We start from the raw sequence: 21,935 nt of genomic DNA, 5'->3' as shown, positions 1-21,935 counted from the left end.
TGAATCTCTGTGGTATAATCCACAGTCCAACAATTTGAAATCGGAAACAAAAAACATGAAACAATTAAAAGATCAGCTTGGTACTTTACATTCTTTTGAAGCGGCTCCAAAACGAATTATTTCGTTAGTTCCTTCTCAAACTGAATTACTGTATGATTTAGGTTTGGAAGAAAAAATCATCGGAATCACGAAGTTTTGTGTGCATCCTTATCATTTAAAGTCGACGAAGAAAATTGTTGGCGGAACCAAGAAGATTCATTTTGAAAAAATAAAATTGCTTCAACCCGATATTATCATTTGCAACAAAGAAGAAAATACAATTGAAATCGTAGAACAATTAAGCGCCATTTGTCCGGTTTGGGTAACAAATATAGTTTCTGTTGAAGATAACTTTCAGATTATTTCAGATTTCGGTCAATTGTTTAATTGCAGAACCGAAGCCCAAAAATGGAACGACAAATTAACTTTCGCCCTGAGCGATTTCAAAAAATATATTCAGGATATTCCAGAGAAAAAAGCAGCGTATTTTATTTGGAAAAACCCATACATGGTGGCAGGAAAAGATACTTATATAAATGAATTATTAAAGCTGAATCATTTTCAGAATATCTACGAAGATAAAGGCCGTTATCCTGAAATTGAGCTAAAAAGAATGCGACTGGAAGGCGATCCCGATTTGGTTTTCCTTTCGTCAGAACCATATCCATTTAAAGAAGAAGATGCCTTCGAAATAGGACGTTTCACGCATCACGCAAAAACCATATTTGTAGACGGCGAAATGTTCTCCTGGCACGGTAGCCGACTTTTAAAGGCTTTCCCTTATTTTAAAATTCTTCATGAAAGATTGAAAAATTAATTGAATGAACTCCTGAACTCTAAAGGGGAAACATTGGTTTTGCTTTTGAATAATTTATTAAAGGACTGTGGATATTCAAAACCCAATTGAAAAGCTGTTTCGCTAACACTTAAAGAAGTCGTTGTAAGCAGCTCTTTTGCTTTTTCTATTATTTTATTGTGTATATGATGCTGTGTGCTTTGACCTGTAAGCGCCCGTAGCATATCACTTAAATAATTAGGAGAAACATGCAATTCATCAGAAAGATATGCGACGGTGGGAAGTCCCAATTTTTGAACTTTATCTCCTTCAAAGTAATCAGATAAAATATTTTCAAGTTGACCTAACAGCGTACTATTGGCATTTTTTCGAGTAATAAATTGTCGGTTGTAAAATCGGTTGCAATAATTAAGAAGCAACTCGATATGAGAAATCATTACATCCTGACTAAAAGCATCAATTGAAGAACAATATTCCTGCTCAATATTTTTCATAATTCCCGTAATCATTATTTCTTCTTTTTCAGAAAGGTGTAAAGCTTCGTTCACAGCGTAGGAAAAATAACCATACTCTTTAATTTTTTTAGACAAAGCATAATTCTGGATAAAATCAGGATGAATTACTAACATTGCACCATAAACAGCACTGTCTACAGTTACCTCGGTTGAAATTACTTGCCCAGGCGACATAAACGTCATTACACCTTCATCAAAGTCATAAAAATTTTGGCCGTATTTCATTTTTCCTTTAAAGCCTTTTTTGATACATACCGTATAAAACGAATATACAACACTCTTAAGGTTATCATCAAAATGACATGTTATTTTACTTAAGTCTACAAAACTAACCAAAGGATGTTCCGGTTTTGGAATCTTTAATAAAGAATGCAATTCGGAAATAGACTGAATTTGATGTGGAATATAAACTTCTTTTTTCATTGTAAAAATATTTAAGAAAAAGTATATCAATTAAATATATCAGGAAATATATTTAGGAAAAGCTATCGTAAAGATAACTTTTCCTGTGGATTAATGATTTTCAAAAAGCCGATCCTGATTATTGATCAATACCAGCCATATTTGCTTCGTCATATCTGGCCCCGGTTGACGTGCCAAGAGGAATAATTTCTTCAAGTCGATTCATTTCTGCTTCACTTAAAACCATTTGCGCAGCAGCTATGTTTTGTTCTACATATTTGACACGTTTTGTTCCGGGAATTGCTAATATGTTTTTTGTAGCAATCCAGGAAAGTGCTAATTGAGAAGCGGTGATTTGTTTTTCATCTGCTAATTTTTTGATTTCATTTACCAATTCAATATTTTTTTTGAAATTGCTCTCCCTGAAAACGCGGAATCGTTTTTCTGAAATCATTATCAGGAAAGTCGTCAGGAGTTTTTATCTCTCCCGAAATAAAACCCCTGCCAAGTGGAGAATAAGCCACAAAACCAATCCCCAATTCTTTTAATGTATCTAAAATTCCAGATTCCTCTACATCTCTTTCGAATAAGGAATATTCCGTTTGTACTGCGGTTAAAGGATGTACTTTATGTGCTTTACGAATCGTTTCAGAGGAAACTTCAGATAAACCTATATAACCTACTTTTCCTTCCTTAACCAAATCAGCCATCGCTTGCACGGTTTCTTCAATAGGCGTTTTAGGATCCAGACGGTGTAAATAATACAAATCAATATAATCAGTTCCTAAGTTTTTTAAAGAACGTTCCACCGCTTTTTTTACATATTCTTTTCTGCCATTAAATTGCCAGGTAAGTTGTTCGCTATCGTCAATTTCATAACCGAACTTGGTAGCAATAGTATAAGCATTGCGATTGCCTTGTATGGCTTTGGCGATTAATCGTTCATTATATAACGGTCCATATAGATCGGCTGTGTCTAAAAAGTTGCCTCCTAATTCAAGAGAACGATGTATAGTTGCAATTGCTTCTTTTTCATCGGCTTTGCCATAAATATCCATTCCGGCAATTTGAGTCATACCCATACAGCCTAAACCAATATTGGGAACTATAAGTCCCTGATTTCCTAATTTAATTTCTTGTATCGTACTCATAATTTCTTTTTTAATTTTAGTTTGAAAATTATAAGGCAAAGTTCTGTTAATAATATTTTTGCAACGTATCTAAATCTCGTGTAGTTGTATCCAAAATGAGGTTTTGTTCAGATTTTCTGTGAACATAGTTTTAACACAGAGGTACACAAAGTTTACCACAGAGTTCCACAAAGTTTTTATTAAATAGCTCCGTGTCTCTCTGTGGAAGAAAACCTTAAAACTTAAACTTGAAACAAAGAGCGCAAAGTTTTTTTTTCCTGTAGAGTTGTCGTAAAACACACAGTTCACAAAGCTATCAGTTGATCTGGCTTTGCGAACTTTACCTTTCTTCTGAACATACAGTTATATAAAAAATCTTTGCGCACTTTGCGGTAAATTTATGTTCAAAGTAAAGTAAATTTGAAACAAAAAAAGAATGCCGGCATCTCGAAGACGCCGGCATCATTTAACTAACCAAAACCAAAATAATAAATAACCAGTTTATTACATGACAAAGATCTAACATATATCAATGTTTTGCTGTTAAGGTTTTGTTATTACTTTGTTGGACATAAGTTAAGATTTTTTAAGAGGTCATTTTGAGGATTTTATAGCTATATATTGATTTTGGTTATTAAAATATAATAACAATCAATTTTACTTATGAATATGCTAAGTGTTAGTTTGTATATTTGATAAAATATTAAATATCAGCAAGATGGATTCAAACAAAAAATTAACAACTGCAACCGGAACTCCGGTTCCGGACAATCAAAACATTCAAACAGCCGGGCCTCGCGGACCTGTTTTATTACAAGATTTTTGGTTTTTAGAAAAAATGGCGCATTTTGATCGTGAAGTAATTCCGGAACGACGAATGCACGCTAAAGGTTCTGGTGCATATGGGACATTTACGGTAACTCATGATATTACAAAATATACGAGAGCCGACTTATTTTCGGAAATTGGTAAAAAGACTGATATGTTTGTACGTTTTTCAACTGTTGCAGGAGAAAGAGGTGCCGCTGATGCCGAAAGAGATATTCGTGGTTTTGCCATGAAGTTTTATACCAATGAAGGAAACTGGGATTTGGTGGGAAATAATACGCCCGTTTTCTTTTTCCGGGACCCAATGAAATTTCCCGATTTGAATCATGCTGTAAAACGTGATCCAAGGACCAATTTGAGAAGTGCTGATAACAATTGGGATTTTTGGACTTTATTGCCGGAAGCCTTACACCAAATTACGATCGTTATGAGCGACAGAGGTATTCCGAGATCGTACAGACAAATGCATGGATTTGGTAGTCATACTTTTAGTTTCATAAATCATCAAAATGAAAGACATTATGTGAAATTTCATTTTGTAACACAGCAAGGAATTGATAATCTTTCTGATGAAGAGGCTGCTAAATTAGTTGGTGGTGACAGAGAAAGCCATCAAAGAGATTTATATGATGCGATCGAAGAAGGAAACTTTCCAAAATGGAAAATGTTCGTTCAGATCATGACAGAAGAACAAGCTGAGAATTATCGTTTTCATCCTTTCGATCTAACTAAAGTTTGGTTAAAAGGTGATTTTCCTTTGATTCCGGTTGGTGAGTTCGAATTAAATAAAAATCCGGAAAACTATTTTGCCGAAGTAGAACAAGCTGCTTTTAATCCGGCGCATGTACCCCCAGGCATTAGTTTTTCACCGGACAAAATGCTTCAAGCCCGCTTATTCTCTTATGGAGATGCGCACCGTTATCGTTTAGGTGTAAATAATTATCAGATTCCGGTAAATTTATCAAGATGTCCTTATAATACTTTTCATCGCGATGGCGCAATGCGTGTAGACGGAAATAACGGAAGCCGCAAACATTATGAGCCAAACAGTTTTGGAGAATGGCAGGAGCAACCTGAATTTAAAGAACCGCCTTTAAAACTTCATGGTGATGCCTACGCACATAATTTTAGGGAAGATGATAATGATTATTTTACCCAACCAGGCCTGTTGTTCCGTTTACTAACAGAAGAAAAAAAGCAATTACTGTTCAAAAATACTGCAGGACAAGTAGGAGGGGCGCAACCTTTTATTCAGATCCGCCACATTAGAAATTGCTACAAAGCCGATCCCGCATACGGAGAAGGTGTAGCACATGCGTTGGGATTAACAATGGAACAGGTAAATAACTTTAACGATCCAAGATTGTCGATTGTTGTTAGGTAAAGATTCTGAGGTTCTAAGCTTTTTTACTCAGAATAAAATAACAAACCCGACAGGTTTTAAAACCTGTCGGGTTTGTTCTGTGATATAAAAACAACTTAATTTATAAATCGTTAAATATTTTGTGTAAACCGGACTGAAGTCCAGTTTAATTTTTTAGGTCCTGAGTGAAAACCAGTGAAAACAGTTCAATCATTAAAATCCACCGTCAAATTATAATAGACAACAGCCTTTGCGAACTTTTTAAAGTTTAGGTAAAAACAAAAAGAATAACCTTCGCGCACTTTGCGGTAAAAAACTTTCGCGGTTAATAACGTCTAAGAAAAAACAACTGTTTTGTTACTATATACCATCGTCTTACGTTCAGCATGCAATTTGATAGCGCGAGCCAAAACAATACGCTCCAGATCACGTCCCTTCATGATGAAATCATCAACAGAATGAATGTGTGAAACCCTTGCAATATCCTGCTCAATAATTGGTCCTTCGTCTAATTCTGCTGTAACATAATGACTGGTAGCACCAATAATTTTAACTCCGCGCTTAAAAGCCGAATGATAAGGTTTTGCCCCCGGAAAAGCCGGTAAAAACGAATGGTGAATATTAATAATTTTATTCTCGTAAAGGGAAATCAATTTAGGCGTAATAATCTGCATATAGCGCGCCAGAACAATAAAATTGATTTGATATTTTTTCAGTAATTCAATTTGTTTGGCTTCACCTTCTTCTTTATTGTCTTTAGTAAAAGGTACGCAGTGATACGGAATATCAAAGCGTTCTGCAATAGATCGTAAATCGTTGTGATTGCTAATAATTACCGGAATTTCAACATTCAGTTCACCTGCGCTGTAACGCCCCAAAATATCAAACAAACAATGATCGTATTTCGATACAAACAAGGCCATTTTTGGTTTTTGTTCCTGATTGTACAAATCCCACGACATATTAAAGTCGGCTGCAATAGTTTGGTCAAAATCAGCTTTTAGTTCATCAATAGTGATGTGGCTATTGGTTAATTCGCATTCCAATCGCATAAAAAATACATTTTGCTCCACATCAACGTGCTGATCGATATAGGTGATATTTCCTTCTACTTTGGCTATAAAAGTGGTCACTGCAGCTATAATTCCTTTTTGGTCTTTACAGTGAATCAGAATAGTGATTTTTTGCATTTCGTTTTGTTGGTTAATCGGTTAATTGTTTTGTTGTTTAATCGTTTAAAAGCCTGACCGATAATTTCGATTAAACAGTAAAACATCAAATCTATTTTCCGTCCTGCATGGCAAAAACACTTTTCAATAAAGGAGTTGTTCTTGCACTGATATTATTACGGATTTCTTTTTCTTCAACGGCAATCATTTTAAAAACACCAGCCAAAGCCTGATTCGTTGTGTAATCAGTTAAATCTGGATTAACTTTTTTTACTAACGGAATAGTGTTGTATTTGGTTATGATTTTTGTCCAGACAGCATCGGCACCCACTTTTGCAAAAGAATTTTTAATCACGGGATTAAATTTTCCATACAAAGCCGTAGTCGTACTTCCTTGTAAATAACTTGTTGCAGCGCTGTCGTTTCCTAGCAAAATATTTTTAGCATCAGTAAAAGACATGTTCTTTACTGCCGAAACAAAAATCGGAGTCGCTTCTTTTACAGCATCTTCTGCGGCGCGGTTCAATACTTTGATTCCTTCATCAGCAAGAGAGCTTAATCCTATTTTTCTCAATGTAGCATCTACCTTTTGCAATTCGGAAGGCAATAAAATCTTTACGGCTTCATTTCTATAAAAACCATCAACAGCAGTTAGTTTACTTACTTGTTGGGTAATTCCTTTATTTAGGGCTTCCTTCAATCCGCCAGCAATATCTACACCGCCAACTCCCGGAATTTGAGATGAAATTTGTGGGAACTGATTTAATGTTTGTTGCATCTCAGCGCAAGATGTAAGCGAGAATGTAAGGGCTAATAATAAAATCTTTTTCATGATTTGGGTTTTATGAGTTTCAAAAATACTACTTATTCAAAAACAAAGCCACAATTTTATTTGGGGAGCAGTAACAATTTGTTTCAGAAATAACTTTTTTAAAAGGTTGTGAGGTTTTTAGATTTTTAGAATATAGAATATAGATTTTAGAATATAGAAAAAAGAGCAAAGAAGAAGGAAAATAAAAAATCGGCGTTTAATCTGCTAGAATCCGCGCAAATCTGCGTGAAAAAAATCTAGATGCAAACTTACTTAGCCAACAAATCAATTTGTTCCTCCGTAGCATTAATGTAAACCGACAGTTCACTGTATTCCCATTTTCCTTTTTTCTCGGCAACCACAAACACGGTTCCTTTGCCTTTAGATCCTTTTATCGGAATTTGTAAATCACAGTTTCCTGTATCATTATTGATGCTGATATTTCCACTCACCATCCCGTCAGACTCAATAGGAGTTCCAAGTCGGTCATTTACTAATTTATCGTGTTGTGCTATAGTCATTGCTCCTTTGTAGGCATCAGAATCTTTCATCATCGAAGTGACTCCGAAAAATATTCCTGCTATAAACAATCCAAAAAGAACTAAAAGACCTAAGCATCCCGTTGGTACAAACCATTTCCAGTTTCTGTCCCACCAGTTTTTTCTAACTTCTGTGTAATTATCTTCCATAATAAAAGGGTAATTTTAGATTTGAGTTTAACGTTTGAAAGATATTGTTTTTCTTCCAAATTCTAAATCAAATTCTAAGATTACCCTAATTCTAAAAAAGGTATTTTATTAATTGCTTACAAGAGTTTCCTGAGGGAAAAGGATTTTATTTAAATCTGCATCTTTATCATAGACATCCTGAAAGAAGCTTACTTCGCCAGATTCTTTTACCCATGTTGTAAAATAAGTAATATAGATCGGCACTTTAGTTGGCAGTTTAAAAGTTGTTTCTGCCTGGCCATCCATAGCTTTGTCGATTCGATCAGCAGTCCATTCCGGATAATCTTTCAACATTGCAATGGCAAGTTCTTTGGCTTTGCTTACATTAATACAACCGTGGCTAAAAGTTCTTTGTTCAAAATCAAATAATGTTTTGGCAGGCGTATCGTGCATATAGATATCATCTGGATTTGGGAAAATAAATTTTACTAAACCTAATGAGTTATCAGGACCTGGTTTTTGTCTTACCTGACCATTTACCATTTCCATATTATGTTCTGCCAAATAATTAGGATCTGACGCAATTTTAGATTTCAATTCGTTGTCAACTATACTTTGCGGAACTGTCCAGTAAGGACTAAAAACCACTTTTTCAATGTTTCCGTTAAAAATAGTAGTTTTAGTTAACGGAGAACCAACAAAAACTTTTGATTCCAATTCGATTTTACCGTTTTTTACATAAACTAACTCATAAGAAGGAACATTAATCATTATATATTCTGTATCCGTTAATAATGTTGGATAAATCTCTTTGCAACGCTCCATGTTAATGGTGATTTTTTTTATTTTTTCCTGTATTGACTCGTTCATATCTTTAATGTTAGCTTCAGAGATAATGTAATTTGGTTTTAAACCGTTACGTAATTTATATTTCATTACGCCATCCATTAATTCCTGATCATAAAAATCACTTTTAGAGTCATTTTGTAAATCTCCCATTACAAATAATCGGTTTCTGATCTGGGCCACAGTAACTGATTTTGCATCAGGTCTGATATCTTTATAAGGAGTTTCTACTTTTATAGGTGTCCAGGTGTTGTCTTGCTCTATTTTTTTATATTTTTTTAAAACATCCTGAAGTTTGTAGTATTGATCAAATTGTACTACTCTGGTTTTCTGCGCTTCTGGTTTTGTTTTTGCAGAAGCGGCTAAAGTATCACGTGATATTTTTTTCTTAGGTAATAACCATTCTGATTTTTTAACTGTTTCAATATCAACTCCTTCAAATGCATGATTAGCGTATATTATGTAAGCTGCACTTAAAAGCATATCAGAGTCTGTTTTTGAAGGTTTTTCTGTTGCTGTTTTATCGAAAATTTGATCAATCTCATTTTTATACGGAATTCCTACACCTTCATAACTAGCGTTATTCAATTTTGTATACAATAATTGTCCATATTGAGTCATTTTTCCATTTTCAAACCAAATAGTTCCATATGATCTGTTTTTATACAAGGAGATTACGTCGTTTTGATATTTTTTCAATTCAGTATATCTTTTGAAAAAATCACTTAAATGTTCACTATCTACTACATCATCATTTTTAGTAGAAGTGTAATTAGGAGTTAAAGTTTCTTTTTTGTTTAAATCACTTATATCAAGGTTATTAAAAGATGAAATAAAGAAACTCGTAACTAGAATTACGGCGATTGGAAATATTGTTTTCATTTTTTTAATTTTTACGTTATTACTTTAATAAGTAAGTTTTTTGGTAAAAATTTGGGGGCTTTCTACGATGCTAAATTACTTTAGTGTGCTGGTAAACATGTTGTTATATTTTATTTTAAAGTTGCGAAATTGCCATGTTTTGTAGGTTTATATAAATTATATAAGATAGTGTACCAAATTGTTACCCTCTGGAAGAAAAAACTATTCATTTTTTTGTTAACATAAAGCTATGAGAGTAATCAAATATTAAAATATTTTGTAAATTGCTCCCTTAAAATTATCATATTCATAAAATGGAACAACAAATACCATATATTCCTAAAAATAAAGTAAGAATTGTCACCGCAGCGTCTCTTTTTGACGGACACGATGCCGCGATCAATATTATGCGTCGTATTATTCAGTCCACCGGAGTGGAAGTAATTCATTTAGGTCACGATCGAAGCGTTGAAGAAGTGGTTAATACCGCTATTCAGGAAGATGCCAATGCTATTGCAATGACTTCTTACCAGGGCGGGCATAATGAATACTTTAAATATATGTATGATTTGCTTCATGAAAAAGGAGCGGGACATATAAAGATTTTTGGCGGCGGCGGCGGCGTAATTTTGCCAAGCGAGATTTCAGAATTACATGAATATGGTATTACCAGAATTTATTCTCCTGATGATGGTCGTTCTTTAGGACTACAGGGAATGATAAATGATTTGGTGCAACAGTCAGATTATCCAATTGGAGATAAACTAAATGGAGAAATCGATCACATCGAAAATAAAATTCCAACAGCAATTGCACGTTTGATTTCAGCGGCAGAGAATTTCCCTGAAATTGCAAAACCTGTTTTTGATAAAATTCACGAAAATAATACCGATTCTAAAATTCCGGTTTTGGGAATTACAGGAACGGGCGGAGCAGGAAAATCATCTTTGGTAGATGAATTGGTTCGTCGTTTTTTAATTGATTTCCCTGAAAAGACAATCGGATTGATTTCTGTCGATCCTTCGAAAAGAAAAACAGGAGGAGCTTTGTTAGGAGACAGAATCCGAATGAATGCTATTAATAACCCTCGTGTTTATATGCGTTCATTAGCGACTCGTCAATCTAATCTGGCGTTGTCTAAATATGTTGCCGAAGCGATTCAGGTTCTAAAAGCAGCAAAATACGATTTAATTATTTTAGAAACTTCGGGAATCGGACAATCAGATACAGAGATTATGGATCATTCTGATGTATCCTTATATGTAATGACTCCTGAATTTGGAGCGGCAACTCAATTAGAAAAAATCGACATGCTTGATTTTGCTGATTTGGTAGCTTTAAATAAATTTGATAAAAGAGGTGCTTTAGATGCCATTCGTGACGTTAAAAAACAATATCAGCGCAATCATAATTTATGGGATAAGAATCCGGATGATATGCCGGTTTTCGGTACAATTGCTTCGCAGTTTAACGATCCGGGAATGAATACGCTTTACAAAGCGATCATGGATAAAATTGTCGAAAAAACAGAGTCAGAATTACATTCTACTTTTGAAATTACCCGTGAAATGAGCGAGAAAATTTTCGTAATTCCTCCACACAGAACACGTTATTTGTCTGAAATTGCAGAAAGCAACCGAAGTTATGATGAAAGTGCGCTTTCACAGCAAAAAGTAGCACAGAAATTATACGGAATCTTCAAAACGATAGAATCAGTTTCTGGTAAAATTCCAGAAATCAATAAAGCCGGAATCGATGATGCAACTGTTTTACCTAGCGCAACCGAAGCACATGACGAAAACAGAATCTTTTTAAACCTTTTACTAAATCAATTTGATAAAGTAAAAATGGATTTAGATCCGTACAATTGGGAAATTATCCTGAATTGGGACGAGAAAGTAAACAAATATAAAAATCCGGTTTACACCTTTAAGGTCCGCGATAAAGAAATAAAAATCGCAACACATACAGAGAGTTTATCACATATACAAATCCCGAAAATTGCTTTACCTAAATATGAGGCCTGGGGCGATATTTTACGTTGGAATTTACAGGAAAATGTTCCTGGTGAATTTCCGTTTGCTTCAGGATTATACCCGTTTAAACGTGAAGGCGAAGACCCTTCAAGAATGTTTGCAGGAGAAGGCGGACCTGAGAGAACCAATAAACGTTTTCATTATGTGAGTGCAGGATTGCCGGCAAAACGACTTTCGACCGCTTTTGATAGTGTGACTTTATACGGAAACGATCCGGATATTCGTCCGGATATTTACGGAAAAATTGGAAATGCCGGAGTTTCGATCTGTTGTTTAGATGATGCCAAGAAACTGTATTCAGGTTTTGATTTAGTACATGCTTTAACATCAGTAAGTATGACCATCAACGGTCCAGCGCCAATGTTGTTAGGTTTCTTTATGAATGCGGCAATTGATCAGCAATGTGAATATTACATCAAAGCCAACGATCTTGAAAAAGAAGTTGAAGCTAAAATCAACAAAATATACAAGGAAAAAGGAACAGAACGTCCAAGATACCAAGGCGATTTACCGGAAGGAAACAACGGTTTAGGATTAATGCTTTTGGGTGTTACCGGAGATGAGGTTTTGCCTTTGGAAGTATATAATGAAATAAAAGTTAAAACATTATCACAAGTTCGTGGTACGGTTCAGGCCGATATTTTGAAAGAAGATCAGGCGCAAAATACCTGTATTTTCTCTACTGAATTTGCTCTAAGATTAATGGGTGACGTTCAGGAATATTTTATTACCAAAAACGTTCGTAATTTTTATTCGGTTTCGATTTCAGGATATCATATTGCAGAGGCAGGAGCGAACCCAATTACGCAGTTGGCTTTCACGCTTTCAAATGGTTTCACTTACGTGGAATATTATTTGAGCCGTGGTATGAGCATCAACGATTTTGGACCGAATTTATCATTCTTCTTCTCCAACGGAGTAGATCCTGAATATTCAGTGATTGGTCGTGTGGCACGTAAAATTTGGGCGAAAGCCATGAAAAACAAATACGGAGCCAACGAAAGAGCACAAATGTTGAAATACCATATTCAGACTTCTGGTCGTTCTTTACACGCTCAGGAAATTGATTTTAATGATATCAGAACCACTTTACAGGCTTTGTATGCGATTTACGATAACTGTAATTCATTGCATACGAATGCTTACGATGAAGCAATTACAACTCCAACAGAAGAATCAGTTCGTAGAGCAATGGCGATTCAGTTGATTATCAATAAAGAATTAGGTTTAGCGAAAAATGAAAACCCAATTCAGGGATCGTTTATCATTGAAGAATTAACAGATTTAGTTGAAGCTGCGGTTTTACAAGAATTCGACAGAATTACAGAAAGAGGCGGAGTTCTTGGTGCAATGGAAACCATGTATCAACGTTCTAAAATTCAGGAAGAAAGTTTGTATTATGAAACGTTGAAACACAATGGCGATTTCCCAATTGTCGGTGTAAACACTTTCCTAAGCTCAAAAGGTTCTCCAACGGTAATTCCGGCAGAAGTAATTCGCGCCACCGAAGAAGAAAAACAATATCAAATCACCATGCTTGAGAATTTGCATCAATTTCACGAAGCAAAAGTTAATGAGCATTTAAATAAACTACAGGAAGCCGCGATTAAAAACGAAAACTTATTCGACCATTTGATGGAAGCTACAAAGGTTTGTTCTTTAGGTCAGATTACTTCGGCGTTGTTTGAAGTTGGTGGGCAGTATAGAAGGAATATGTAAGTTTTACTGTTTTATAGATTTAAGAAACCTCTCAGAAATGGGAGGTTTTTTTGTTTAAATTATGTCAAGATATTTCTATACTGGTTTAAAATCGTAAATAAATTATTGTTAAATAAAATGTCTGATCTTGATGTTTTTTAAACTTTTAATGTCAAGTGTTTGGTTTTTAGAGTGATAATTTGGTTTTAATTAATTTAAAACCTTAAAATTATGAACCTTAAAATTAAATTTTAAAGAGAATAGCACTTTTCTTGTGTATTATGTTGCTTTCTACTAATTGTACAAATGATGAAAACTTAGAAAGACAAGGCGGGAATTCAAATGCTAAATTAAAAGAAACACAAAAGTGGTTTAACAAATATAAATCCGAAGGTAAGAATTATTTTTTGTTAGATAGTTTACAGTACAACTGGGATGAAGCAAAAATCACAAATTCAGAAGATGGCACAGAAACAACAATTGTACCTATAATTGAATCTAAAAAAGATGACAGGGAATTTTGGGAGCAAAGATTGTATATTTACAAGACAGGCAAGGAAGATTACAAGGCGTTAGTTTACGAAATTGCTACTAATAAATATGTTCCGTTAAGCAGTCATTCTATTGATGGCGGTAACTTTACTGGTTTTATTAGTGTTTGGGATTTAAAGACTGGTTTTGTTAGAGCAGCCAGATTTGAGAACAATCAAGTTATAGAAACTGGTGTTGTAGAAGTTATAGATTATACTAAGAGAAATTCAACAAATAAAGCTCCAATTGAAGCACCTTGTGTTTATGCTGATTTTGGTGATGGTGGATGTGGTGGTAAGTCAGGTGGTGATAATTCAGCACCAAATCTTCCTGGAACTGTATTAAGAGAAGTTCCTGTAAATGCTCCAAGTAAAGGGAATCCAGTTGAATATTACGGGCCACGTGGTCCTGTAATTGGTGGGGGTGATACAGGTGGCTATACTTCGCCTGGTGGTGGGGCAAGTAGTGGTTCAGCCACAACTATTCCAAACCTAGTAATCCAAGACCCTTCTTTTTCTAAGAACCCTTGTTTGTCTGGATTATTTGCTAAATTAGGAGGTTCCTCAATCTTTCAGAGTTATTTGAAAAAGTTTGATAATGATTTTTCAATAGCAGATTTAAAATTAGCAGCAACCAGCAATTTACCTGTCGATGTCAATGCTAAAACTGACCCGCCAATAAATTACCTTATTACAATAACTTTCAATGAAAACACCTTAAATAATAAGCCTGCTTTAGAAATTGCAAGAACTTTTATTCATGAAATGATTCATGCTGAAATGTTCAAAAAACTCTTATATATAGCATCAACTAAAGGCGAAATTGATAGCGATAAATTATATCAAGCTTTAACCAATAATGATTATCCAGAATTATATCGTTACTATGCAACATATGGTATAGACGGTATGCAGCATGAACAAATGGCAAATCAATATAGAGCAACGATAATATCATTTTTAAAAGGATGTGATAATAGTTTGACACAAGAACAATATGAGGCTATGGCTTGGATTGGGTTACAAGGAACCGAGGCATGGCAAACAAAGAGTACATTGGAAAAAATGATTATTTTAGATACTTATAATAGATGGTTATCCAAAGCTCCTAAAAATTGTCAATAAATGAAAAAGCTATTTTTATTAATCCTTGCATTAACAAGTTTAACTATTTTTTCTCAACAAAAAGATGATATTTATGTTTTTAAATTTAACAGAAAGATGGATGAAATTACGTACAGGGTAAAAGGTGATGAGCAAGAAATATCAGGTTTTAGAATATTAATAAATAAAAGAAAAATATTTTTTAGTTCTAGTTCTCTTATTGTTGGTAACGGAAAATTAGAAGTAAACATTGACAGAAATGATTTGAATAATATCATCAAAAATGATAATCCAAATAAACAAAATGTTTTTTATGTTTTTTTAGAAGACCAAAACCAATATTATCGTGTTGCATATATTTTTAGAACAATTTATGATTAAATCCCCCCTCTGGCGCGCGAGTCTCGCTCGTGCAGATTGTTAATCCAGAATATTAATATATTAGAGGATATTGAATGATTTTCTAATCCTTTAAACTAAAGTGGATTAACTGAAAACAAAAAACCTCTCAGAAATGGGAGGTTTTTTTGTTTAAACTATGTCAAGATGTTTCTATACTGATTAAAAATTGTAAATAATTTATTGTTAAAAAAAAAATATCTTATTTTAATGTTTTTTAAATTTTTAGTGTCAAAGTGATAATTTAGTTTTAATTAATTTAAAACCTTAAAATTATGAACCAAAAATTAAAATTTTAGGGAATAGAGTAAAATAAAATTGTATTTATGGAAATGGTAATAATAGACGATTTTAATATTATGCTATTTATATGGCAGATATTATGTATTATATTTTGGATAGCAGTAATATATTTATTGTATAAAATTTATAAAAAAAGTAAATAGATTTGAACTTTAAAATGGGAATATACACTCCAATTTTTGCTTTTATTTTATTGACCCCTGCTGTCGTGTGTCCAGCGCTAGCGGAGGATTTTACTTTTTTTAATGCATTCTTTTTGCATGAATATTATACAAGATTATGAAATACTTTATTTACACTTTTTTAATTTTAGGTATAGGACTGTTAATTTACGGCTATATTTATCCAACAGAATTTATGTTAGATATCAATATACATGACACCTATTATGCATTCACTTATACAGCAGTTGCAACATTTTTAATATTATTTTCTTTGTGCTTTTTGCAATAGATTTTTTATACAAATTAGTAAGGAATCATCAAAATAAATATTAGACCAATTCCCTCGTGTTGAGCATGCACTGTTGCGGAGTTTCTTCAGCTAGCATGAGTATTACTGGCACACAACTGCAGCAAATAATAAATTTATCTTAGACATACCAAAATGCAACATATGATTTAAGTTTTAATAATTGTTTTGATTTTGCTACTCATGTATTGAATATAGCCGGTATTTCAACTTCAGGATATATTGACACTCCAAACACTGTGGTAAATATATTAAACACTCTTCCAAATCATACTTCAGCATCCAATAACGCATCTAAATAAAAAAAATATGTCCTTAATAAAAATTCTAAAAATAGTAGCAATAATTTCATTTTTAATGCTACCAAGACTTAGTGAAAATGGAATTCCATATTTTGCTTTTTTATTATATTGTTTATGGCTATTCATTATGAGCATATTTGGTCATTTAGATCCGATATTTTGGCAAGGACTTTTTGTTGTACCTATATTGGCTACTTTAGTTGTTTTTTTTATTAGTAAAAACAATAAAATTTTACTTTTTTGCTTTTTAGGTTTATTAATAATACAGATACCTAGTTTAATAATTAATTATAAAAGAATCGATTTTTTGTTTTTATTTCTTTTTTTGACTTTTATAATATCATCAATAGGGGTTATAAAACTAAATCAAAAAAGATAAATCAAAAATTTTCGAAAAGTTTATTAATAATTAAAATATAGTATACAATAAGTATGATTGTTATTTTTGTTATAATTTAACTGTAAAACCTGTTCGTTAACTCGAGCAGGTTTTTTTGTTTCTAAATTAACATGCTGGTTTTAAAATATTTGTAAATTTATGATCCCCGCTAGCGCGAGCGTCCCGCTCGCGCCAGCCAATGAATATACGGTTATATAATTTAAGACTTTTCACCAACCATCTCCCCAACATAACTCAAAAACTCCATTTCATCCAAAGGAAACAGCTGTAAAACAGTTTCTAAAATCAAACTCACATTAATAGATTGTTTTTTCTTTTCTCCAACATTATGCATATCGTGATCGAGTGCCAAAATGCATAATTTTATCATATCGCTGATGATGCAACCCAACTCATAATAATTTAAAACATTAATTTGGGCGGTATAGGTTTTAGATTCGTCATTGGCAGGTTTTAAGGTGCGGAAATGTAAGGCAGTTAATGTTCTTAGTCTTTCTAAAGTTTCTGTTTCATTGGTTTTCATAAGGCGTATATTTTTAATTTGTATCTTGTTAAACGTTTTACAACTTGACTTTTATAATTTTATCGAAAGAAAAATCGTACTTTTGTTTAGCCCGGCGAAGAAAGCAATAGATGGTGCTGTACCCAATCATTTTTAGCCGTATTGTACAGTACTAAATATGTTTTTTACATTTTGCCGCTGAGGTTATTATACTTAATTATTATCTTTGAATTATGAGCACACTAACAAAACCAAACCATATAGGGCGAAAAATAAGCCGTATTCGTGAACTTCGTGATATGAAACAGGAAGCTTTGGCACAAGCTTTAGGAACAAACCAACAAGCTATATCAGCTCTGGAAAATAGCGAGACTATCGATGAGGCAAAATTGATTGAAGTGGCAAAAGCACTTGGTGTAACGGTAGAAGCAATTAAGAATTTTTCGGAAGAAGGAGTTATTAATTATTTCAATAGTTTTCATGAAGCTGTGAATAATAGCCATTTTGGAAATAATAATAATTGCACTTTTAATCCATTAGATAAGTTAATGGAAACAGTAGAAGAAAATAAAAAGCTCTACGAACGTTTACTTCAGGCTGAAAAAGACAAAATCGAATATTTAGAGAAATTACTAAAGCAGAAATAAAGATATTAATTCATAAACCTCTCAGAAATGGGAGGTTTTTTTATTTAAAATTATGTCAGGATATTTCAAAATTGGCTAAATATTGTAAATAATTTAGCGTTAAAAAAAATGTCTTATATTAATATTCGTTAATCTTTAAGTGTCAAGTGTTTGATTTTTAGTGTCATAATTTGGTTTTAATTAATCTAAAACCTTAAAATTATGAACCAAAAAATTAAATTTTTAAAGAGAATTACACTTTTCTTGTGCATTCTTATGCTGTCTGCTAATTGTGCCAGCGATGAGAACTTAGAAAAACAAGGCGGGAATTCAAACGGTAAATTAAAAGAAACACAAAAGTGGTTTGACAAATATGAATCCGAAGGTGAGAATTATTTTTTGTTAGATAGTTTACAGTACAACTGGGATGAAGCAAAAATCACAAATTCAGAAGATGGCACAGAAACAACAATTGTACCTATAATTGAATCTAAAAAAGATGACAGGGAATTTTGGGAGCAAAGATTGTATATTTACAAGACAGGCAAGGAAGATTACAAGGCGTTAGTTTACGAAATTGCTACTAATAAATATGTTCCGTTAAGCAGTCATTCTATTGATGGCGGTAACTTTACTGGTTTTATTAGTGTTTGGGATTTAAAGACTGGTTTTGTTAGAGCAGCCAGATTTGAGAACAATCAAGTTATAGAAACTGGTGTTGTAGAAGTTATAGATTATACTAAGAGAAATTCAACAAATAAAGCTCCAATTGAAGCTCCTTGTGTTTACGCTGATTTTGGCGATGGTGGATGTGGTGGTAAGTCAGGAGGCGATTCTTCAACATCAATAAATCTTCCAGGAACAGTATTAAGAGAAGTTCCTGTAAATGCTCCAAGTAAAGGAAGTCCAGTTGAATATTATGGGCCGCGTTCTCCTGTAAGTGGTGGTGGTGATACAGGTGGTTATACTTCGCCAAACGGTGGTGGGGCGAGTAGTGGTGGAAGTGGAACGGCAACTTCCATTGTTATTAACATAGAGGGACAGAAAGTTGACCCTAAAGAAGAAACAAAATGTTTTGATAAAACTAAACCTGCTGTATTAACTATTTATGTTCAACAGCCAAATGAGAACACAAGGGATAAAATGGGAGAAAACAGAGTTGGTCATGCCTTTATTGGTATTCAACAAGGGACAATACAACGTGTTTTGGGATTTTACCCAGACAGCCCAAACGCTTCACTTATATCTTCTCAAAACAGTGAACTACACGACAATAATAGTACTTTGTACCATGTAAGTATTTCGGTTGAAATTGATGCTGCTAAATTGGCAAATGTGATTAATTATATTAATAATTACTCTAAAACATATGACCTAAATAATTATAATTGTAGCGATTTTGCAATTGGAGCAGCTGAAAAAGGAGGCTTAAATTTACCAAAAACTACAGGTTCTTATAATGCTGTTATTGTAAATTTTAAAGGCCGAAATCCGGGGGATTTAGGTCAGGATATAAGAAATATGAGTGCTCCAAATGGAGTGAGTAAAAATATAACTAGAGGGAATGCCCCAAAAAAGAAAGGAGGATGTTAAAATGAAAAAATATAAATTTATTTTACTAGTCATAATGTTTTTATTAAAAACAATTGTTGCTGAAAGTCAGAACAAAACGAATGAAATGGTCATAAATCATTTTGTAAAAGCCGTTTTTTTTGAAAAGAATAATACAAAATTTATTGCCGATAACTATATATATTTTGAACCCATTAATAATACAAAATATAGTACTGAAGATAGAATAAAAATTCTTGATAAGCATTTAAAGAAAATAAAAAAGGAAAAAAGTTCTTTGATTAATCCAGCAAATTTTTCTGTCGTGCCGTATAATGAGTACAAAGGTGTTAAAGCTGTTTTTTCTAAAACATCTGATAATATTTTTATTTTGATAAGTAAAAATAATCCTGTAATGTATTTTTCTGTGATAAATGATAAGATATTTTCTTTTGATTATATTACTAAGGGAGATGAAAGTTTATTTATAACGTACTAATCTAAATATTCGAAAGTATTGAATAATTTTCGTCCTGCTGGCGCGAGCATGCCGCTTGTTCTGATCATTGCGTTCACGAACGGGACGCTCGCGTCAACGGTGTATTGTTTATTTGAAACTGATATTATTAATATCTATAACAGGAAAGAAGTAATAATTGATTTCTACTTGGCTATAAATGATAGGCCTATGTTTGATTGTACCACTGGTTGGTCTCATGATCAAATGCAGAAAGAACTCAATAACTTGAAATAGTTTGTTTCATGTTAAATTCGAAATAAATATTATCTATGAAAAGATATACTTTTATACTATTGATTGTTTGCTTGTTTGTTTTAGCTGGATGTTCTTCTCTTAAAAGGAAGTTACCAACTAATAACAAAGGGAGATATATGGTGATAGTAGGTAAAAATCGATCAAAATGCGAAAATGAAACTGTTAATTTCCGCGGACAAGTTTTTGATGTAGTTACTATACGCGGACATGTTTTTGACCTGAAAACACGTAAACCATTACAGTATGCAGTAGCAGAAGCAGGTTGTTTTAAATTTCTCACTACAGCCGATGGAGAATACTCTTTTAAAACTAGAAATCTTGAAGGAAAGTCTTTTCAAATAGATTTAGCCGCTATGTATTATCATACAATTGAGACGGATTTTATCGATATCCATAATAAAAAGGAAATTATTATTGATTTTTATTTAGCAGAAGATACCAGATCTTTTCCCGACTGGCGTGAGCATCCTATTTGTGCAAGCAAAGTTTGGTTTCGAGTATACAAGAAATATGTAATTTTGTTTTTTAAATTATATAGAAACCTCTCAGAAATGGGAGGTTTTTTTATATTTTAGTATTATGAAAAATACCATCTATTACATTCTGTTTCTTTTTGTTACGTTTTTGGGTTATGCTCAAAATAAGCAATTATTACAAACGGAAGTTATTATCGATTCGGTGAAAATTGCAACTGCTCCAACGGAATCTTATGCAATATATTTTCCTAAAAAATACGATGCTAAAACCCCATTGGCAGTTGTCTTTATTTTTGAACCTGCCGGGAGAGGTAAAAAAGGAATTGAGCCATTTATTCTGGCTGCAGAAACGTACAATTATATTTTGGTATGCTCTAATACTTCAAGAAATGGATCAACCCAAACTAATGTTGCTATTGCCAATAGATTATTTGATGAGGTATTGCAAACCTATGCTATTGATACTTCACAACTTTACATAGCAGGTTTTTCGGGTGGAGCAAGATTAGCTAGTTTTTTTGGCATATCCACGGGTGCTTTTCAAGGGGTTATTGCTTGTAGCGCTTCTTTTAATGGTATGGATAAGTTTATACCTCCTTCTAATAATTTCTCCTATGTAGGTATGGTTGGAGACAGAGATATGAATTATCAGGAAATGATAGAAAATAAAGATTGGCTGGATAATGTAAAGATTGTAAACACACTTTTTATTTCTCATGAAAACCATGTTTGGTCTAAACAATCTGAAATGCTTCGCGCATTTGACTGGTTGGAAATTCAGGCCTATAGAAAAAATATAAGACCAAAGAACGATACAATTATTAAAAGAATTTATCATGCCAATTTGAGAATAGCTGATAGTTTAAAGGCGAATAAAGAAATGATCCTTTCGGTGAATGCCTACGAAAAAGGAATTACATTTTTTAATACAAATGAAGACAATTTTCTAAGAGCTAAGATTGCCGAAATCAAAAAATCCAGAGTGTATAAAGATGAAATAGCAACAATGGAGAAAATAAAGATTTGGGAAAATGAAATTTTAGATAAACTTTCGCTTCGCTTTGACCAGGAATTAAAATCAGTTAAGAGTAATACTAATTTTAAGTTTTGGAAATCTGAAATTAAGGATTTGAATGCTATGAAGTTAGACAACAAAAATCTTTTAACCCGTAATATGGCTATTAGGGTATTATTTTGGTTTCAGGTTTCGGTTTACGAAACTGGGCAGGAAAATAAAAGAACCCAGCAAAATGACAAGTTTACTTATTGTGAAGAATTGTATAGAATTATTACTGAAACAAATTAAAGAAAAAACAAAAAATAAAAAGCAGGGC

The 21,935-nt window shown here is 33.1% G+C and carries 18 protein-coding genes; 10 read left to right on the top strand and 8 right to left on the bottom strand.

The window, feature by feature from the left end; all coding sequences use genetic code 11:
- Positions 1–55: 55 nt before the first annotated feature.
- Positions 56–856, top strand: coding sequence for an ABC transporter substrate-binding protein (locus tag IHE43_RS19185; RefSeq protein WP_192185394.1), 801 nt, complete (start codon positions 56–58; stop codon positions 854–856).
- Here IHE43_RS19185 and IHE43_RS19180 read toward each other — a convergent pair.
- From IHE43_RS19180 to IHE43_RS19175, 3 genes are all read right to left on the bottom strand, one after another.
- Positions 853–1,773 carry an AraC family transcriptional regulator gene (locus IHE43_RS19180; protein WP_192185393.1) on the bottom strand — a complete coding sequence of 307 codons (921 nt, stop codon included), beginning with the start codon at positions 1,771–1,773 and terminating at the stop codon, positions 853–855. The two genes, IHE43_RS19185 and IHE43_RS19180, sit on opposite strands and share 4 nt — an antisense overlap.
- Before the next feature lie 118 nt (positions 1,774–1,891).
- A complete protein-coding gene (locus IHE43_RS23900) occupies positions 1,892–2,146 on the bottom strand; it encodes an aldo/keto reductase (protein ID WP_255513807.1) in 255 nt (84 codons plus the stop codon).
- Between the two features lies 1 nt (position 2,147).
- Positions 2,148–2,903, bottom strand: coding sequence for an aldo/keto reductase (locus IHE43_RS19175; protein ID WP_255513806.1), 756 nt, complete (start codon positions 2,901–2,903; stop codon positions 2,148–2,150).
- 697 nt (positions 2,904–3,600) lie between these two features.
- On the opposite strand from IHE43_RS19175, the gene IHE43_RS19170 reads away from it, so the two are divergent.
- Positions 3,601–5,094 carry a catalase gene (locus tag IHE43_RS19170; RefSeq protein ID WP_192185392.1) on the top strand — a complete coding sequence of 498 codons (1,494 nt, stop codon included), beginning with the start codon at positions 3,601–3,603 and terminating at the stop codon, positions 5,092–5,094.
- 314 nt (positions 5,095–5,408) lie between these two features.
- Here IHE43_RS19170 and purU read toward each other — a convergent pair whose 3' ends face one another.
- From purU to IHE43_RS19150, 4 genes are all read right to left on the bottom strand, one after another.
- A complete protein-coding gene (purU, locus tag IHE43_RS19165) occupies positions 5,409–6,263 on the bottom strand; it encodes a formyltetrahydrofolate deformylase (RefSeq protein ID WP_192185391.1) in 855 nt (284 codons plus the stop codon).
- A 91-nt stretch (positions 6,264–6,354) separates the two neighbouring features.
- On the bottom strand, positions 6,355–7,074 hold the full coding sequence (locus IHE43_RS19160; RefSeq protein WP_192185390.1) for a DUF4197 domain-containing protein: 720 nt from the start codon (positions 7,072–7,074) through the stop codon (positions 6,355–6,357).
- Between the two features lie 248 nt (positions 7,075–7,322).
- Positions 7,323–7,742: a cytochrome c oxidase assembly factor Coa1 family protein gene (locus IHE43_RS19155; protein ID WP_192185389.1), complete on the bottom strand. Its 420-nt coding sequence runs from the start codon at positions 7,740–7,742 to the stop codon at positions 7,323–7,325.
- A 108-nt stretch (positions 7,743–7,850) separates the two neighbouring features.
- Positions 7,851–9,449: a murein L,D-transpeptidase gene (locus tag IHE43_RS19150; RefSeq protein WP_192185388.1), complete on the bottom strand. Its 1,599-nt coding sequence runs from the start codon at positions 9,447–9,449 to the stop codon at positions 7,851–7,853.
- Positions 9,450–9,742: 293 nt separating this feature from the next.
- Between IHE43_RS19150 and IHE43_RS19145 the strand changes: the two genes are divergently transcribed.
- The 3 genes from IHE43_RS19145 to IHE43_RS19135 all read left to right on the top strand — a co-directional run bounded on the left by IHE43_RS19145 (position 9,743) and on the right by IHE43_RS19135 (position 15,177).
- Positions 9,743–13,183 (top strand): methylmalonyl-CoA mutase family protein, encoded by a 3,441-nt coding sequence (locus IHE43_RS19145; protein ID WP_192185387.1) that lies wholly within the window; start codon positions 9,743–9,745, stop codon positions 13,181–13,183.
- Positions 13,184–13,443: 260 nt separating this feature from the next.
- Positions 13,444–14,817, top strand: coding sequence for a hypothetical protein (locus IHE43_RS19140; protein ID WP_192185386.1), 1,374 nt, complete (start codon positions 13,444–13,446; stop codon positions 14,815–14,817).
- A complete protein-coding gene (locus IHE43_RS19135) occupies positions 14,818–15,177 on the top strand; it encodes a hypothetical protein (protein WP_192185385.1) in 360 nt (119 codons plus the stop codon).
- Positions 15,178–16,870: 1,693 nt separating this feature from the next.
- On the opposite strand, the gene IHE43_RS19130 is transcribed toward IHE43_RS19135, so the two are convergent.
- Positions 16,871–17,194, bottom strand: a complete 324-nt coding sequence (locus IHE43_RS19130) for a hypothetical protein (RefSeq protein ID WP_192185384.1) — start codon at positions 17,192–17,194, stop codon at positions 16,871–16,873.
- 212 nt (positions 17,195–17,406) lie between these two features.
- Here IHE43_RS19130 and IHE43_RS19125 point away from each other — a divergent pair, with 212 nt between their 5' ends.
- From IHE43_RS19125 to IHE43_RS19105, 5 genes are all read left to right on the top strand, one after another.
- Positions 17,407–17,820, top strand: a complete 414-nt coding sequence (locus tag IHE43_RS19125; RefSeq protein WP_192185383.1) for a helix-turn-helix domain-containing protein — start codon at positions 17,407–17,409, stop codon at positions 17,818–17,820.
- Positions 17,821–18,021: 201 nt separating this feature from the next.
- Positions 18,022–19,392 carry a hypothetical protein gene (locus IHE43_RS19120; RefSeq protein WP_192185382.1) on the top strand — a complete coding sequence of 457 codons (1,371 nt, stop codon included), beginning with the start codon at positions 18,022–18,024 and terminating at the stop codon, positions 19,390–19,392.
- A gap of 1 nt (position 19,393) precedes the next feature.
- Positions 19,394–19,849, top strand: a complete 456-nt coding sequence (locus tag IHE43_RS19115) for a hypothetical protein (RefSeq protein ID WP_192185381.1) — start codon at positions 19,394–19,396, stop codon at positions 19,847–19,849.
- Positions 19,850–20,139: 290 nt separating this feature from the next.
- Entirely contained in the window at positions 20,140–20,700 is a 561-nt protein-coding gene (locus IHE43_RS19110; RefSeq protein WP_192185380.1) for a hypothetical protein, read from the top strand.
- A gap of 4 nt (positions 20,701–20,704) precedes the next feature.
- The gene (locus IHE43_RS19105; RefSeq protein WP_192185379.1) at positions 20,705–21,907 is read left to right on the top strand and encodes a hypothetical protein; all 1,203 of its coding nucleotides are present in this window, start codon (positions 20,705–20,707) and stop codon (positions 21,905–21,907) included.
- Positions 21,908–21,935: the final 28 nt, after the last annotated feature.

It is taken from the genome of Flavobacterium sp. MDT1-60 (assembly GCF_014844035.1).
Classification (GTDB): Bacteria; Bacteroidota; Bacteroidia; order Flavobacteriales; family Flavobacteriaceae; genus Flavobacterium.
Note: the sequence above shows the minus strand (reverse complement) of the source record. Positions and strands in the feature narration are given on the sequence as shown.